This is a genomic window from Chelatococcus sp. XZ-Ab1 (genome assembly GCF_029309855.1).
Lineage (GTDB): Bacteria > Pseudomonadota > Alphaproteobacteria > Rhizobiales > Beijerinckiaceae > Chelatococcus_A > Chelatococcus_A sambhunathii.
Genome location: NZ_JARKII010000006.1, coordinates 154,249 through 169,405 on the forward strand (window position 1 = coordinate 154,249; position 15,157 = coordinate 169,405).

Consider the following 15,157-nt stretch of genomic DNA (forward strand, 5'->3'; position numbering starts at 1 on the left):
TCACCGGCCGGCGTTGCCGGCTGCCGCCGCGAGCAGGGAACGCATCTTGTCGGTGAGCTCCCCGGCCACGGGCAGGCCGCGGTCGCGCTCGAACTGCTCGATGGCCTGACGGGTCTGTGGCCCCCACAGGCCGTCCGGCGTCACGCCGTAGCCGAGCTTGGCGAGCGCTTTCTGGGCGTCGAGAACGGCCGTGTCCCCTCCGCTTGCGCCCGCAAGGCCCGTGCGTATGAGATCGCCGATCGGATCGGCCGGCCGCGGGCGCGGCATAACCTCGCCGGCTCCTTCCATGAGATGCTGCGTCAGGGCCGAGGGGCGCGATGGCGGCGCGGGCTCCGCCACGGCGGCGGGCGTCGGCGCAGCCGTGTCGACGACGGCCGCGGGCTGCGGCGTGGGCCGTGCAGGCGGCGCCATGCGGACGGGCGCTTCGCTTCCCCGTGCCGTGAAGAGTGGCGCCGGATGTGGCCGCGGCTGCATGACAAGCGCATTGACCGCGACGGCAACGGCAAAGCCACCCGCCAGCACGACACCGAAGGTGCGGCTCGGGCGGCGCAGCACGAGCCCCATCAGGCGGCCGGCAAAGGCCTTTCGCTGCGAGGCGGCCACGATCCGCCCGCGCTGCTGCGTCCGCCCCTGCGGGCGCTCATAGAGCACGAAATCGTGGTCCGAACGGGCGAGGGCTTCACGCACTTTTCTTCATCTCTTCCTTGAAGGGGTGAACCGAGCCGCGCGGGCGGGCGAGGGTCTCGACAACGGCCGCCGGCGCAGGCCGGGCGCCTAGGCCGTCGCGCGGCAGCGAGACCGTCACCGTCGTGCCTTCGCCGCTGCGGCTCGTCACCTCGACCGTGCCGCCATGCAGGGCCGCGAGCCCCTGCACCACGCAGAAGCCGAGGCCTGTGCCTTCGTGCGGCCGATCATAGGACGAATGCGCCTGAAAGAAAGGCTTGCCGAGCTGGGTCAGGTCGCTCTCCGCCATGCCGACGCCGGTGTCGCTGACCGTGAGCGTGACATGGGAGCCACGATGGGCGAGCCGCACGGCGACCTCCCCCTGCGGGGTGAACTTGAGGGCGTTGGCGAGAAGATTGAGGAGGATCTGCCGGCAGGCACGCTGATCGGCCACGATCGTGCATGCATCCGTCCCGAGTTCGCGGCAGATCAGCACTCCGGCTGACCGGGCCTTAACCTCCATCATGTCGCAGCATTCGCGCGCGAGCGCGGCAAGGTCGAACGGCTCCGGCGCGATGGTGAAATTGCCCGATTCGATGCGCGAGACGTCGAGCAGCGCATTGACCACGTCCAGCAGGTGCCGGCCGGACCCGGCGATGATGCCGGCATATTCGCGCCGGCGCGCCTCGTCGGCCGGGCACAGCGAATCGCTCGCCAGCATTTCCGAGAAACCGATGATGGCGTTGAGCGGCGTGCGCAATTCGTGGCTGACGACGGCCAGGAAGCGATCCTTGGCCTCGCTCGCCGAAACGGCTGCGCGACGCGCGTCCTCAAGCTCGCGCTCGCGCTGGCGCTGGTCGCTCACGTCGCGCGTCACCGCGATCACGGCGCAGCCGTCGGGCGCCTGCGCATCCGCCGGTGCGGCCCGCATCTCAACCCAGCGCACCGTGGGCGCGCCACACCCTTCGGGGGACGGTGTCATCAGCCGATAGCGGACTTCCACCGGCCGGGCCGTGTGGCGGGCGTCCGCCAGCGCCTTGAGGAAGGCAGGCCGGTCCGCCACATGCACGCGCTCGAACAGGCCACGGCCACCGAGGCCTTCAGGCGCCGCGCCGAGAAGAGACCGCGCCGCCTCGCTGGCGAACACCACCTGCCCGGCGGCATCGTGCCAGGTGACGAGATCGTTCAGCGCACCGAGGACGGCCCGGTCGCGCATGTGACGCGCCGCTTCCCGCCGCCGCCCCTCTCTGTCACGCCCTTGGGCGAGGAGCACGAGGGCGGTGGCGTAGGCGATCGCCGTGGCGGCCGCGAGCGGCCATCCGACCCATGCGGACAGGATGCTGGCGGCGGGACCGGCGAGCGATTCGGCGGCGAGCACGACGCCGGCCGTCGCTGTCGCGATCGCCGCGGCGGCGAGGGCGGCGCCCCGATCGCCCCAGGCGAGTGCCGCGAGCGGCATCAGCGGCAGGAAAATGAGCGCCGGCGAGGCCATCCCGCCCGTACCGCGGCTGACGGTCAGGATGAAGCCGGCAAGCGCCAGCGACGAAATGGCATGGGCGGGCAGAAGCCGTCCGGTGCGGGAGAGGACGGCGGCGGCGACGACCGGCAGCGCAAGACTGGACAGGGCGAGTGCAGCCAGGCCTCCCGGTGCCCCCCAGACGACGAGATAGACCGGCACGAGCGCAAGGGCGGCAAGGCCGGTGGCAAGGCGCGTCAGCATGAAGTCGATGTGGCGCAGACGCTCGGCCTCGTCCTCGACCGCCGGATGGACGAGGACGCCGATGCGCGCCCGAAGGATCGACAGGATCTGCGCTGCAGCCACTCTACACACGTCCGCACGAGACCCCTCGCGCGCTCCTTCCAACTCGTGCCCGCAGCTTGCCACCCTGCGATTAAGCGAACCCTAAAGGCGGCGGCGAAAATGCGCCGCCACGACGGCCGGCCGCGTCACGTTCCTTACGGCGGCGGAATTGGGAATCGGTTGCGGACTCATATCGCTGTTAACGAAGGGTGAACATGCGGGAGATCCTGCCCGACAAGGGATTGGCCAGTACCGCCCGGCCCGCTGCAAGGGCTGTCACCCCAGCGCGGCCAGGATCGGTCGAATTGTAACAATCCCGTTCACCGGCCCTTGCGGAACGGGTGGCAGGCTCGGCGGATCAGCCGCGCGAGACGACGGACACAAGACGACGGACGCATGATCCCATGACCTTCCTGCTGCGCAGCGCGCTCGTCATCGGCGTGATCTTCCTTCTCTCTCCCGTGCGCGACGAAGCCGATGACGGACGCTCCGCCGCAGCGTCGGGTTCGGGATTCCCCGCTGTCGCCCAGCCCCTGCCGGGGCAGGTTGCAAGATCGGCCGACGCGGCCCAGCGGGCGCTCGCCCTTTGGCAGATGCTCGACGACGATACCCGCAGCCGCCTCGTCGAAGCCCTGACCGGCCAGACGGCGACGAAGGCCCCCCCGGCTGCTGCAGCCGGCAGCCGTGACACGCTGAACGAAGGCGATCGCGACGTTCCGTGGCGGGGACCCCACGCCGGCAGGGGTTGACCCCAGTCGCTGCCCGCGACCCTGCGCACCGTGCAATCCGCCGCCGATCGTCTATATAAGTCTCGGTGACAGAAAGCCTGCACCGGATTGTGACGGGCCGGGCAATGGACGATTGGTGATGCAGCCTTCTCTCGACGAGATTCTGGACAATTTCGAACTGCTCGACGAGTGGGATGATCGCTATCGCTATCTGATCGAACTCGGCCGCACGCTCGAGCCCTTGCCGGAAGAGGCGCGCACCGACGCCAACAAGGTGCGCGGCTGCGCCAGCCAGGTCTGGCTCGACACCCGCGTGGTGCGGGAGCCGGGCCGGGAGCCGGTGCTCGACTTTCGCGGCGATAGTGATGCGCATATCGTGCGCGGGCTTGTCGCGCTTGCTTTCGCGATCTTCTCCGGCCGCCCGGCGACGACGATCATCGACACGGATGCGCTCGCCATCTTCAAGCGGCTCGGCCTGTCGGAGCACCTGACGCCGCAGCGCTCGAACGGCCTGCGTTCCATGGTCGAGCGCATCAAGGGCGAGGCCCGCGCCGCGCTGGCCGCCGCCTGAGCGCCGAGCGTCGGCACCGGCCTAGATCGGGGCTGCGGTACCTTCGTCACGCCACAGCCGCAGAGACCGGGCGCGCGCCGGACCCCGCGCCTCCACGGCAAGACCATAGTGCTCCGCGAGACGCGCGAGCGCCATGCCCAGCACGAGCTTGGCGGAGCGCGCCGGCCAGCCTCGCTCGCGCTCAACCGTCTCGAGGCCCTTGAGAAAGCCGCAGACGTCGAACAGGAGATCGGCGAATTCCGGCCCGACCGCCTTCATGGCGCGCCGCACGCGCTGGCGGGCGGCGATGACGGCATCGCTGGCGCTCGCCGGATCGTGCATCCCCCCACCCCCCTGCCCGCCGACGGGATGCCAGCGCGCGCTGACGCTCGGCAGGAGTTGGCCCATGGTGATGTCCCGTCGCAGACGCTCTCCCGCCTCGAGCCCTGCCGTATCGACCAGTGGCGTGCCGCAGCGCCCGCGCCGGCGCGCCAGCGACTGCAGCGGGCTCTCGGCCGCATTCACGCGCAACCGGCGCGCCTCGTCGCCGGCCGCCGGCCGCTCGACCCTCTCGACCAGGTCCCGGTGCTGGGCCTGAAACCCCTCCGCTCCATCGCCGGCCCGCAGGCGCGCGGCGCGGGCGTGACCGGCACCGGTGGCGACCAGCAGGCGGCGACCACGCGACGGGCGCTCCCAGCAGGCAAGGTCTTCCGCTACCAGCCGCTCGGCCGCCGCGATGGGGACACGGCCTGCACCGAGGGTGGTCGCGCCGCGCCGCGCATAAAGCGCGACATGGCCGGCGTCGTCCACGCTCGCCTGGGCGAAGGCGCCCTCCGCCTGCGCGAGGTGCAGGAGCAGGCGCTGACCGGCCGCGCTCAGGTTCTCAACATGTCGGGTCATCATCCGATCCTTCCTGTCAGGAGCAAAGCCAGCCTGCGCCGGTGCGACAGGGAAAGATGCCGCCATCGCTACCGAAACAAGGGCGTTGCGCCAAACCACAGATATGTTCACTATATGTTCTCTCCAACCGCCGCCCGATCGGGAGGAAGGGGAGTGTTTATAGGTATACATTCCTATATTTGTTCAGGCAAGCCCCCGTTGGAAGGCCGCCCGCGGCCGGCCCCGATGGGGCGCGCCGGTGCGAGCCTTTTCATGCCGCGCGGCGGCGCACGCCGTGCTCCATGAGGCACAGGAGACCGCAGAATGCGGCCGGCACCACCGGAGACAGTTGACAGGCGCGCCCGTCACCGTGCTGTAAAGGCATTGCCTTCCTTGCGCAGCCGCAATCCATGTCGGGTACCGTCCTTCTTCTCTCGCAGGCGCTGATCTATTTCGGCGTGATGGCGGCCCTCTTCCGGCTGCGGCACAGGATGGGCCTCGGCGCCTTCCTGTGCGCCCTCGGTGTCATGCACTTCCTCGAGACCTATCTCGCGGCGGTCTTCTTCATCGAGCTACCCTTCGGCCTTCTCTCGCCTGGCTCGACGGTCCTGTTCTCGGGCAAGCTGGCGATCATCCTGCTGTTCTACATCCGCGAGGATGCCGAGACGGTTCGCCAGCCGATCTATGGCCTCCTCATCGGCAATTTCCTGATGGTCGCCCTCGTGGCGACGCTGCGGCTCGCCGGCCCGCCCGTGCCCCTGCCGGGCTACAACCCCGATCTCGTGCTGATAGACCAGATGGGGGCGCTCATGGTGTGGGGCACAACGCTGCTGTTCATCGACGCGATCGCGCTCATCCTGCTTTACGAGAAGATGCGATCAGTCCTGAGGGAATCGGTCGTACTGCGGGCCTGCGCCACCCTCGCGGTGATCCTGACCTTTGACCAGATCTTCTTCTTCATCGGCCTGCGTTTCGTGACTGGTACGCCCTTCGACGCACTAATCGGCGGCTGGATCGCGAAGATGGGCGCCGCTGCCGTCTACAGCGGCCTGATCGGGCTATACCTTGCGCTATTCGAGCGGGAGGCGCGCAGCGTGGCGCCCCAGGCCATATCGGACGTCTTCTACAAGCTCACCTACCGCCACAAGTACGAGGAGCTTCTCGGCAAGACCCGTTATGATGCCCTGACCGGCGCGCTGACGCGCGAGCGCTTCGAGACGCTGGGTCAGGTGATTCTCGACCGCAATGCGGCAACCCGACGGCCCGTCAGCCTGGCCCTCGTCGACGTCGATCATTTCAAGGGCATCAACGACCGCTACGGGCACGTCACCGGCGACGAGGTGCTGCGGCGCGTGGTCGCGTGCCTGCGGGCGGAGATCCGGACCGATGACCTCGTCTTTCGTTACGGCGGCGAGGAATTCGTCATTCTTTGGGAAAACATGCCGCATATGGCGGCCCTGGCCTCGGCTGAACGCATGCGCCTCTCGCTGCATCAGACGCTGGCCCGGGAATTCGCGGCCGCGCCGACTGTCAGCATCGGCATCGCCACCTTTCCCGATGACGCGCACACCGTTCGCGACCTCGTCGCCCATGCCGATGCGCATCTCTACGAAGCAAAGCGACAGGGGCGAGACCGCGTGGTCGGCAATCACCCGCTCGCCCCGGAGCACAGCGCCTGACGCCGCTTGCCGCCGACGCAAGAGACCATGCCGGGCCGTCGGAAAGCACCATCCGACGGACAAAAGCAAACGGGGCAAACCCATCGGTTGCCCCGTCCATTCATTGCCGATCCGCCGCTCGCCGCGCGGCGAAGCCGCATCAGCCGCGGCTCGAGGTGCGCCGCTTGCGGCGCTGCTGGCCGAGGCCCATCTCCTTGGCGAGTTGCGAACGGGCCTTGGCATAGTTCGGCGCCACCATCGGATAGTCGGCCGGCAGGCCCCACTTCTCGCGATACTGCTCGGGCGTCATGTTGTACTGCGTGCGCAGGTGACGCTTCAGCGACTTGAACTTCTTGCCGTCTTCCAGGCAGATGATGAAGTCGGGCGTAACCGACTTCTTGATCGGAACGGCCGGCTTGGGAGCCTCGACCGGCACCTCGACGACACCGCCGGCAACGCGCATCAGTGCGCCATGGACTTCGCTGATCAGCCCGGGCAGGTCCGCGGAGGCGACAGAATTGTTACTCACGTAGGCGGAAACGATATCGGCCGCGAGCTCGATATAGTTCGCTGACGCTGCATTGTCGTTCATTGAACCCGAATTCCTCTCTTTGTCCCGATCATCCGGTTACCAGCCAATGCCGGCAGGTAACCGGCGACAACACCAAACCGCCTACCGTTGCGCCGGCGAGAGCTTGAACAGCCACCCTGCGAACACTGGCATTTTCGTGTTCCAATCACACTCATGAAGTATGGCAAAGTTGAGAATTTCGCAAGACAAGTTTTTCACTTCTTTGAAATTCTCGTAATCAGGCGCAGCTGTGTGAACAACCCTGAATAGCTGAAGCTCCAGCAGGCGCGCGCGCCCCGCGCGTGCACTGTCCCGCGCCGAGCATTGCGAACTTTGCGCGCGCCGGCTTGCGCCGGCCTTGGCGCGGGAACATATCGTCAGCACGATCAAGGAGGGAAAATCCATGCCAGCATCGGACGGCAACGGCAAGGTGGAGAAGAATGCGGCGCAATGGCGCGCCGAATTGTCGCCCGAGCAGTTTCGCATCGCCCGCCTCGGCGGCACGGAGCCACCGTTTTCGAGCCCCTACAATACCGAGAAACGGCCGGGCCTCTACCGTTGCGTCTGTTGCGGCGAGCCCCTGTTCGCGAGCCATGCCAAGTATGAATCCGGTTCTGGCTGGCCGAGCTTCTTCGAGCCGGTTGATCGTCGTGCCATCGCCGAAGCGCCCGATCACAAACTTGCGATGCCGCGCACGGAGATCCGATGCGCCCGATGCGACGCCCATCTCGGCCACGTCTTTCCCGACGGACCGCAGCCGACGGGCCTGCGCTATTGCACCAATGGCAGCGCGCTTGTCTTCGAGCCAGAAGGGACCGAGAGAGGAGCCGGCGAGAAGACACGGAACGAGCGATGACACAGCCCCTTCCCCCCCGTGCGCCGGCCCGACCGGTCACCCGGACAGTCCACGGGACCGACATCACCGACGCCTACGGCTGGCTGCGGGCCGACAACTGGCGCGACGTGCTGCGCGATCCCACTCTCCTGCCGGCCGACATCCGCGACCATCTCCGCGCGGAGAACGCCTATGCGGACGCGATCCTCGCCCCGGCCGGAGACTTGCGGCGCCGGCTCGTGGCCGAGATGCGCGGGCGCATCAAGGAGGATGACTCCTCCGTGCCGAGCCCGGACGGGCCCTACAGCTACTATGTGCGCTTCCGGGAAGGCGGGCAGCATCCGCTCGTCTGCCGCCGGCCACGCGACGGCGGCGAGGAGACGATCCTTCTGGACGCAGATGCGCTGGCGGCCGGCAAGACCTTCTTCGACCTCGCCGAGGCGCAGCATTCGCCTGACCATCGCCTGCTCGCCTGGAGCGCCGACGAGACGGGCGGCGAACTGCACACGATCCGCCTGCGCGATCTGGCGACCGGCGCAGATGCCGCCGGCGCGGTCGAGTGGACAACGGGCGAGGTGGTCTGGGCTGCCGATTCGCGCAGCTTCTACTACGTGCGCCTCGACGAGAACCACCGGCCCTCGCGCGTCTTCCGCCACATCCTCGGGACGGATCCGGCGAATGACGAGGAGATCTACCGTGAGGACGACGCAGGCTGGTTCGTGCACCTGTCGCGCACCCAGTCCGGCGCGTTCGGCCTCATCAGCGTCTCCGACCACGAGACGAGCGAAGTATATCTCATCGACCTCGCCGATCCTTCCGCCCGGCCGCGCCTCGTCGTCGCCCGCGAGACGGGCCACCGCTACAGCGTCGAGCACATGGGCGATGATCTCGTCATCTCGACCAACGCGGACGGGGCGGAGGATTTCAAGCTGGTCACGGCGCCGCTCTCCGCCCCCGAGCGCGAGAACTGGCGCGAGCTCGTGCCGCATCGGCCGGGCATCATGCTGCTGAAGCACACCGCCTTCCGCGACTTCCTGGTGCGGCTGGAGCGGGAGGACGCCAACCCGCGCCTCGTGGTGCGGGCGCTCGCCACGGACGATGAACACGCCATCGCCTTCGACGAGCCGGCCTACGGCCTGCGCTACGAGCCGGGCTACGAATACGACACGCCGGTCGTGCGCTTCACCTATTCCTCGATGACGACGCCGGCCGAGACCTATGCCTACGACATGGCGAGCCGCGCGCGGCAGCTTATCAAGCGGCGCGAGGTGCCCAGCGGCCACGACCCGGCCCGCTACGTGACGAAGCGCCTCTTCGCGACGGCCGCGGACGGCGAAACGGTGCCGATCTCGGTGCTGCACCGCCGCGACCTCGCGCTCGACGGCACGGCGCCGTGCCTGCTCTACGGCTACGGCGCCTACGGCATCGCCATCCCCGCCGATTTCGAGAGCAACCGGCTGTCGCTGGTCGATCGCGGCTTCGTCTATGCGATCGCCCATATCCGCGGCGGCACCGAGAAGGGCTGGCGCTGGTACACGGACGGCAAGCGCGAGAAGAAGACCAACAGCTTCAGCGACTTCATCGCCGCCGGTCGGCACCTCGCGGCGCTCGGTTACACGGCGCCGCGGCGGCTCGTCGCCCATGGCGGCAGCGCCGGCGGCATGCTGATGGGCGCCGTCGCCAACGACGCGCCGGACCTGTTCCGCGCCATCCTTGCCGAGGTGCCGTTCGTCGACGTGCTCAACACCATGCTCGACGACAGCCTGCCGCTGACGCCGCCCGAATGGCCGGAGTGGGGCGATCCGATTCGCGACGAGGCGGCCTTCCGGCGAATCCTCGCCTATTCGCCGTACGACCAGGTGAAACCGCAGACCTATCCCGCCATCCTCGCCGTCGCCGGCCTGTCGGACCCGCGCGTCACCTATTGGGAGCCGGCCAAATGGGTGGCGCGCCTGCGCGAGCGCATGACCGGCGGCGGCCCCGTGGCCCTCCACACCAACATGGAAGCCGGCCACGGCGGCGCCGCCGGACGCTTCGAACGGCTGGAAGAGGTGGCGCGGCTCTATGCCTTCGCCATCGTGCAGACGGGGGCGAGCGAGGAGCCTCTCGCCTGAGAAGGCTTTCGTCTCGGCACGGCCGGCTTCAGGCCGGGCCGGGGCATGGCACCGGCGTGCGCACCCTTGCGAAAGGCGCGTCACCGGGATGTCTGCTGTGATGTCGTGAAGACCTGAAAAATGGTCGGAGTGGCAGGATTTGAACCTGCGACCCCCTCGTCCCGAACGAGGTGCGCTACCAGACTGCGCTACACTCCGACATGTGCCCGTCGGCAGGCGGTCTTATAGACTCGACGCCTGCGGCCGGCAAGCGTCCTCGCGCAACTTCTTTTCATGCATCCACATGCCGCCGTGGGGCAAGTGCTGCAACGGCCGCGAAGCGGGCGCGCGGTCAGTCGCCGTTCCGCTCCGCCCGCCGCTTGTGGACAACGCTAGGCCGGCGCCATCCGCCCGGCCCGGCCGCCGCATCGGCGTTGCGTCAGGCCGTCGCTCGAATTATGGTCCGCCCCGCCTGAGTGCTGTTGGGGCGTCGCCAAGTGGTAAGGCAGCGGTTTTTGGTACCGCCATTCGCAGGTTCGAATCCTGCCGCCCCAGCCAGATCGGCCCGCCAGGCCACGCTGTCCCGCCGCCAGGCGGCGGGACTCATGTTGTTATCCATCCTCAGGCCGCCGACCACGCCTTCTGCGCTTCGAGCTTCTTGACTTCGGTGTCGGCGCGCTCGGCCGCCGGCCGGGAGACGAGCGGCGCGCAATAGGCCTCGAACTCGGGGCGCTTCTCGATCATGCCGACCATCATGCCCCACTGCAGGTGGCTCGCGAGATAGACATCGGCCGCGCTGAAGCGGTCGCCAGCGATGTAGCGCCGCCCCTTGAGCGCGCCCGCCAGCGTCTCGAGGACCATCTCGTAGGAGCCATAGCCGAAGCTGCGCTGCTGTTCCGGCGAGGGATTCCAGCCTGCCGCATGGTTGGAGGCCGCCGGCTCGAGACAGGCTGCAGTGAAGAACAGCCAGCGGTAGTAGGCGCCGCGATGCTCGGGCGCTGGCAGCAGGCCCGCGTCCGGGAAGGCATCGGCGAGATAGGCGCAGATCGCGGCGGCTTCCGTGACGACCTGGTTGCCATGGACGATCGCCGGCACCTTGCCCATGGGGTTGATGGACAGATAGTCCGGCGCCTTCATCGTGGTGCCGAAATCGAGCACCTTGACGGTGTAGGGGCAGCCGACCTCCTCCAGCATCCAGTGCACGATATAGCCGCGCGACTGCGGATTCGTGTAGAAAATCAATTCCTTGCTCATGTGGATCTCCTCGCGGTCTCTGGTGACGTCGGTTGACGTAACCCCACGATAGGACGGCTCACTGACAGTTTTTGTCAGCATGGTTTGCCGCCATTCCTGCACCATCTGCCGGCGCGGCCGCGGCGACCGATCGGGAAGGATTTCAGCGGCGAGCATGCGGTCAGCGCGGAAGCTGCGGAAGGCATTGCGCAGCTCGCACCAGGCCACCAGCACCCGCTTCGTCTCGAAGAAGCCGAGCGTCACGGGCCACACGACGCGCTCGGATTTCGCGCCGGCTTCGTCGACATAGGTGAGCGCCAGCTTGCGCTCGGTATTGAGCGCCTGCCGCAGGAGCGCCAGCGCGACGCCTTTGGGACGTTCCCAGCCGGCGCCGATGACGAGCGCATCGTCGTTCATGCGTTCACCAAGATCCGGCGGAAGGACGGCAGCGAGCTTGGCCATCGCATCGCGCGCCGCCGCGCCCATGCTCTCGTCCGTACGCCCCGCCACCCATTTGAGGCCGAGTGCCAGTGCCTCGATCTCTTCGGGAGAGAACATGAGCGGCGGCAGGAGAAAGCCCGGCTTCAGGACATAGCCCACGCCCGGCTCGCCATCGATCTCGGCGCCCATGGCCTGCAGCGCGGCGATGTCGCGATAGAGCGTGCGCAGGCTGACGCCGGCCTCCTTCGCGAGCGCCGCCCCGCTCACCGGCCGGCGGTGGCGACGGAGCATCTGCAGCAAATCGAACAGGCGGTGCGCGCGCGACATGGCGCCAGCATAGCATCGATGCTGACGGTTTCTGTCAGCATGCATTCCAATCCGCGAGGGCTCGCCGACGATGTTAAATCACCACCCGCCGGTCGGTGTGGGCCGCCTCCGCGATGGCGTGGATCACGCGCTCGAAGGCGAGCGCAGCGACGAAATCAGGCTCGGGCCGGCTGTCTTCGGCGATGGCACGCAGGAGGGCGGCAGCCTCGATGACCTTGAGGTCGTTGAAGCCGAGTTGGTGGCCCGCCGCCGGCACGAAGGCGCCGAAGGGTGGGTGGGCGGGGCCGGTCAGGATGGTCTTGAAGCCCTGCTGCGCGCCGGGGCCTTGATTCTCGTAGAGCTGCAGCTCGTTCATGCGCTCCTGGTCGAAGATCAGCATGCCCCTCGTGCCGTGCACCTCCCAGCCGAGGCGGTTCTTGCGGCCCCAGGCGCTGCGCGAGGTGGCGAGGCTGCCGTGGAAGCCGCCCTTGAATCGCACGAGGGCGGTGGCGACGTCCTCGTTTTCCACCGCCGCCTCGCCCGAGCCGTCGGCGAGCGGGCGCGTGCGGTGGACGGTCTGCATGTCGGCAACGAGGCTCTCGATCGGCCCGGCGAGGCCGTAGGCCATGGAGACGAGATGGCAGCCGAGGTCGCCGAGCGCCCCGAGCCCGGCCTCCGCGTGGCGCGCGCGCCAGGTCCACGGCAGGTCGGGATCGGCCTGATAGTCCTCGTCCACCCAACCGCGGAAGTGGACGATGCGGCCGATGGCGCCCTCCTGCACGAGGCGCTGCGCATGCATGAAGGTGGGGTTCTTGATGTAGTTGTAGCCGACGATGGTCTTGACGCCGGCCGCGCGTGCTGCCGCCGCCATCTCCTCGGCCTGGTGCAGCGTCAGCGCCATGGGCTTTTCGCAATAGACGTGCTTGCCGGCCGCGATGGCCGCCATGGCGATCTCGTGGTGCAGGCGATTCGGCGTCGTGATCGAGACGATGTCGATGGCGGGATCGGCGACGAGCGCGCGCCAGTCGTCGGTCGCACGGGCGAAGCCGAACTGGCCGGCCATGGCCGCCGCCTTGTCGGCCGGCGTCTCGCACAGGAGCTCGAGCCGCGGCGTCGGCACGTCTCCCATCACCGCCTTGACCGCGCCGAAGGCGAGTGCATGGCACTTGCCCATGAAACCCGTCCCGATGAGGCCGATGCCCAGGCTTTCCATTTTCCGGCTCCCCTCCCGAGCAAATGGAATATATATTCCATTCAATCGATGAATATAGAACGACAGTTCTGTCAAGGAACAATGTCATGAAGAAGCCGGCCGCACCCGCCTCCGTCGACGAATTTCAGGAGCGGCTCGTCCAGATCGCGGACACGCTGCCCAAGCGCCTGCGGCAGTGCGCCGATTTCGTGGCACACAACACGGACAGGATCGCCCTCTCCACCGTCGCGGAACTGGCGGCGGGCGCCGGCGTACAGCCGTCAGCTTTCATGCGCTTCTGTCAGTTGCTCGGCTTTGCTGGTTTCAGCGACATGCAGCGCCTGTTCCGCGACAGCTACGGCCAGCGCTGGCCCGATTATGCCACGCGGCTCGACAACCTGCGCGCGGAGGGCGGGCAGAGCCCGTCGGCGCTGCTCGCCGAATTCATCGAGGCGGGCCGGCTGTCGCTGGAGCGTCTGGCTTCGACGGTCGATTCGGAAGCGCTCGATGCCGCTGTGGCCGCGCTCGCCGCTGCGCCCACCATCCACGTCATGGGCATGCGCCGGGCCTTCCCGGTGGCCACCTATCTCAGCTACGCCTTCGAGAAGATGGATATCCCTTCCATCCTGCATGACGGCGTCGGCAAGCTGGGGCGGCGCCACGCCATCCGCCCGGGCGACGTCGTCATCGCCATCTCCTTCGCGCCCTATACGCAGGAGACCATCGACCTTGCCGCCTATGCGCGCGAGCGCGGCAACGAGGTTGTCGCCATCACCGACACCGTCACCAGCCCGCTCAGGCGCCTCGGCGTCCACGCCCTCGATGTCTCGGAAGTGGATGTCGGCTCGTTCCGCGCCCTGTCGGCCACCCTTTCGCTCGCGATCGCGCTGGCCGTGGCCGTGGGGGCGGTGCGGCAATCACGATGATATGGAATTTTTTTATTGCATTCTGATTTTTTTGGAACAAAATTTCCATCCAAGAGCCTGCGAGACGGCCCATGACCAATGGCGGCCGCAGCTCCCGGACGCACGGAGACGCCGCGCCAAGCGGGACTGCGCCGGGCGGGATCCGCGCAAGCTCGATGGCCTGACACTTCTGAAGTCTGGGAGAGGAACCATGAGAAAGACACTTGCGGCGCTCGCCGTCGCATCCCTCGCGCTCGCGGGCAGCCTGGCGACGCCGGCCCACGCGGAGGGCGAGCGCTTCGTCTTCGTCAGCCACGCACCTGACAGCGACAGCTGGTGGAACACCATCAAGAACGCGCTCAAGGTGGCGAGCAGCCAGATGGGCGTGACGGTGGAATACCGCAACCCGCCGACCGGCGACCTCGCCGACATGGCCCGCATCGTCGAGCAGGCCACGGCCTCGAACCCGGCTGGCATCATCTCGACCATCGCCGACTTCAACGTCCTCAAGGGCCCGCTCGCCAAGGCAGTCGAGCAGGGCATCCCGGTCATCACCGTGAACTCGGGCACCATCGAGGAGTCGAAAGACATCGGCGCGCTGCTGCATATCGGCCAGCCCGAATATGCGGCGGGCTTCGCCGCCGGCGAGCGGGCGAAGGCAGCCGGCGTCAAGAAGTTCCTGTGCGTCAACCACTACATCACCAATCCGGCCTCCGTGCAGCGCTGCCAAGGCTTCGCCGACGGGCTGAACGTGCCGCTCGGCAACCAGATGATCGACACTGGCCTCGACCCTTCCGAGGTCAAGAACAAGGTCTCCGCCTATCTGCGTGCCAACGCCGACACCGACGGCATCATCGCCCTCGGCCCCAACTCCGCCGAGCCGACGATCGCGGCGCTCAAGGAGAACGGCATGGCCGGCCAGGTCCACTTCGGCACCTTCGACCTGTCGGCCGGCATCTCTGCGGCCATCAAGGACGGCACCATCGCCTTCGCCATCGACCAGCAGCCTTACCTGCAGGGCTATCTGCCGGTGGTGCTCCTGACGAACTATGCCCGCTACGGCGTCATACCGCCGAACGCGATCAACTCCGGCCCGGGCTTCATCACCAAGGACAACATCGCCCTCGTCGAGAAGCTCGCCGGCGAATACCGCTGAAACATTGGCCGATGCTGCGGGGCGCCGCCGAGCGCCCCGCATGCGAAACACCGCGGCGGGGCGCGTCTCGCGCCCCGGCGTTTGAGGACTGCGGCGGGGCGCGCCTCGCGCCCCGCATGCCAAGCACCATCGAAAACGGGGAAACG

The 15,157-nt window shown here is 67.8% G+C and carries 14 protein-coding genes and 2 tRNA genes; 8 read left to right on the forward strand and 8 right to left on the reverse strand.

Annotation, left to right across the window (positions count from 1 at the left end; translation table 11 throughout):
- Both P2T65_RS10405 and P2T65_RS10410 read right to left on the reverse strand, forming a co-directional pair.
- On the reverse strand, positions 1-687 hold the full coding sequence (locus tag P2T65_RS10405; protein ID WP_276199741.1) for a peptidoglycan-binding domain-containing protein: 687 nt from the start codon (positions 685-687) through the stop codon (positions 1-3).
- Positions 680-2,485, reverse strand: coding sequence for a PAS domain-containing sensor histidine kinase (locus P2T65_RS10410; RefSeq protein ID WP_276199742.1), 1,806 nt, complete (start codon positions 2,483-2,485; stop codon positions 680-682). The genes P2T65_RS10405 and P2T65_RS10410 overlap by 8 nt, the downstream gene beginning before the upstream one ends.
- 383 nt (positions 2,486-2,868) lie before the next feature.
- Here P2T65_RS10410 and P2T65_RS10415 point away from each other — a divergent pair, with 383 nt between their 5' ends.
- The gene (locus tag P2T65_RS10415; protein WP_276199743.1) at positions 2,869-3,213 is read left to right on the forward strand and encodes a hypothetical protein; all 345 of its coding nucleotides are present in this window, start codon (positions 2,869-2,871) and stop codon (positions 3,211-3,213) included.
- Between the two features lie 118 nt (positions 3,214-3,331).
- Complete coding sequence (locus P2T65_RS10420; RefSeq protein ID WP_055459124.1) at positions 3,332-3,763, forward strand: SufE family protein; 432 nt, start codon at positions 3,332-3,334, stop codon at positions 3,761-3,763.
- Between the two features lie 21 nt (positions 3,764-3,784).
- Here the strand turns inward: P2T65_RS10420 and P2T65_RS10425 are convergent, their stop codons facing one another.
- Positions 3,785-4,642 (reverse strand): DUF6456 domain-containing protein, encoded by an 858-nt coding sequence (locus tag P2T65_RS10425; protein ID WP_276199744.1) that lies wholly within the window; start codon positions 4,640-4,642, stop codon positions 3,785-3,787.
- 389 nt (positions 4,643-5,031) lie between these two features.
- Between P2T65_RS10425 and P2T65_RS10430 the strand changes: the two genes are divergently transcribed.
- Positions 5,032-6,300, forward strand: coding sequence for a GGDEF domain-containing protein (locus P2T65_RS10430; protein ID WP_276199745.1), 1,269 nt, complete (start codon positions 5,032-5,034; stop codon positions 6,298-6,300).
- Positions 6,301-6,439: 139 nt separating this feature from the next.
- Here P2T65_RS10430 and P2T65_RS10435 read toward each other — a convergent pair whose 3' ends face one another.
- Positions 6,440-6,871, reverse strand: a complete 432-nt coding sequence (locus P2T65_RS10435; RefSeq protein WP_055459126.1) for a MucR family transcriptional regulator — start codon at positions 6,869-6,871, stop codon at positions 6,440-6,442.
- Between the two features lie 81 nt (positions 6,872-6,952).
- Positions 6,953-7,255 (reverse strand): hypothetical protein, encoded by a 303-nt coding sequence (locus P2T65_RS10440; protein ID WP_141659675.1) that lies wholly within the window; start codon positions 7,253-7,255, stop codon positions 6,953-6,955.
- Here P2T65_RS10440 and msrB point away from each other — a divergent pair.
- Entirely contained in the window at positions 7,254-7,706 is a 453-nt protein-coding gene (gene msrB / locus P2T65_RS10445) for a peptide-methionine (R)-S-oxide reductase MsrB (protein ID WP_055459370.1), read from the forward strand. The genes P2T65_RS10440 and msrB overlap by 2 nt on opposite strands.
- On the forward strand, positions 7,703-9,799 hold the full coding sequence (locus tag P2T65_RS10450) for a S9 family peptidase (RefSeq protein ID WP_276199746.1): 2,097 nt from the start codon (positions 7,703-7,705) through the stop codon (positions 9,797-9,799). Before msrB ends, P2T65_RS10450 begins: the two co-directional genes overlap by 4 nt.
- 121 nt (positions 9,800-9,920) lie before the next feature.
- Here P2T65_RS10450 and P2T65_RS10455 read toward each other — a convergent pair.
- A tRNA-Pro gene (locus tag P2T65_RS10455) sits at positions 9,921-9,997 on the reverse strand.
- 264 nt (positions 9,998-10,261) lie between these two features.
- Here P2T65_RS10455 and P2T65_RS10460 point away from each other — a divergent pair.
- Positions 10,262-10,336, forward strand: a tRNA-Gln gene (locus P2T65_RS10460).
- Positions 10,337-10,399: 63 nt separating this feature from the next.
- On the opposite strand, the gene P2T65_RS10465 is transcribed toward P2T65_RS10460, so the two are convergent.
- Together P2T65_RS10465 and P2T65_RS10470 are read right to left on the reverse strand one after the other, a co-directional pair.
- Positions 10,400-11,824, reverse strand: coding sequence for an HTH domain-containing protein (locus P2T65_RS10465; RefSeq protein WP_346348316.1), 1,425 nt, complete (start codon positions 11,822-11,824; stop codon positions 10,400-10,402).
- A gap of 28 nt (positions 11,825-11,852) precedes the next feature.
- Positions 11,853-12,971 (reverse strand): Gfo/Idh/MocA family oxidoreductase, encoded by a 1,119-nt coding sequence (locus tag P2T65_RS10470; RefSeq protein ID WP_276199748.1) that lies wholly within the window; start codon positions 12,969-12,971, stop codon positions 11,853-11,855.
- Between the two features lie 86 nt (positions 12,972-13,057).
- On the opposite strand from P2T65_RS10470, the gene P2T65_RS10475 reads away from it, so the two are divergent.
- Complete coding sequence (locus P2T65_RS10475) at positions 13,058-13,876, forward strand: MurR/RpiR family transcriptional regulator (protein WP_055459130.1); 819 nt, start codon at positions 13,058-13,060, stop codon at positions 13,874-13,876.
- A gap of 190 nt (positions 13,877-14,066) precedes the next feature.
- Positions 14,067-15,011 (forward strand): sugar ABC transporter substrate-binding protein, encoded by a 945-nt coding sequence (locus P2T65_RS10480; protein WP_055459131.1) that lies wholly within the window; start codon positions 14,067-14,069, stop codon positions 15,009-15,011.
- Positions 15,012-15,157: the final 146 nt, after the last annotated feature.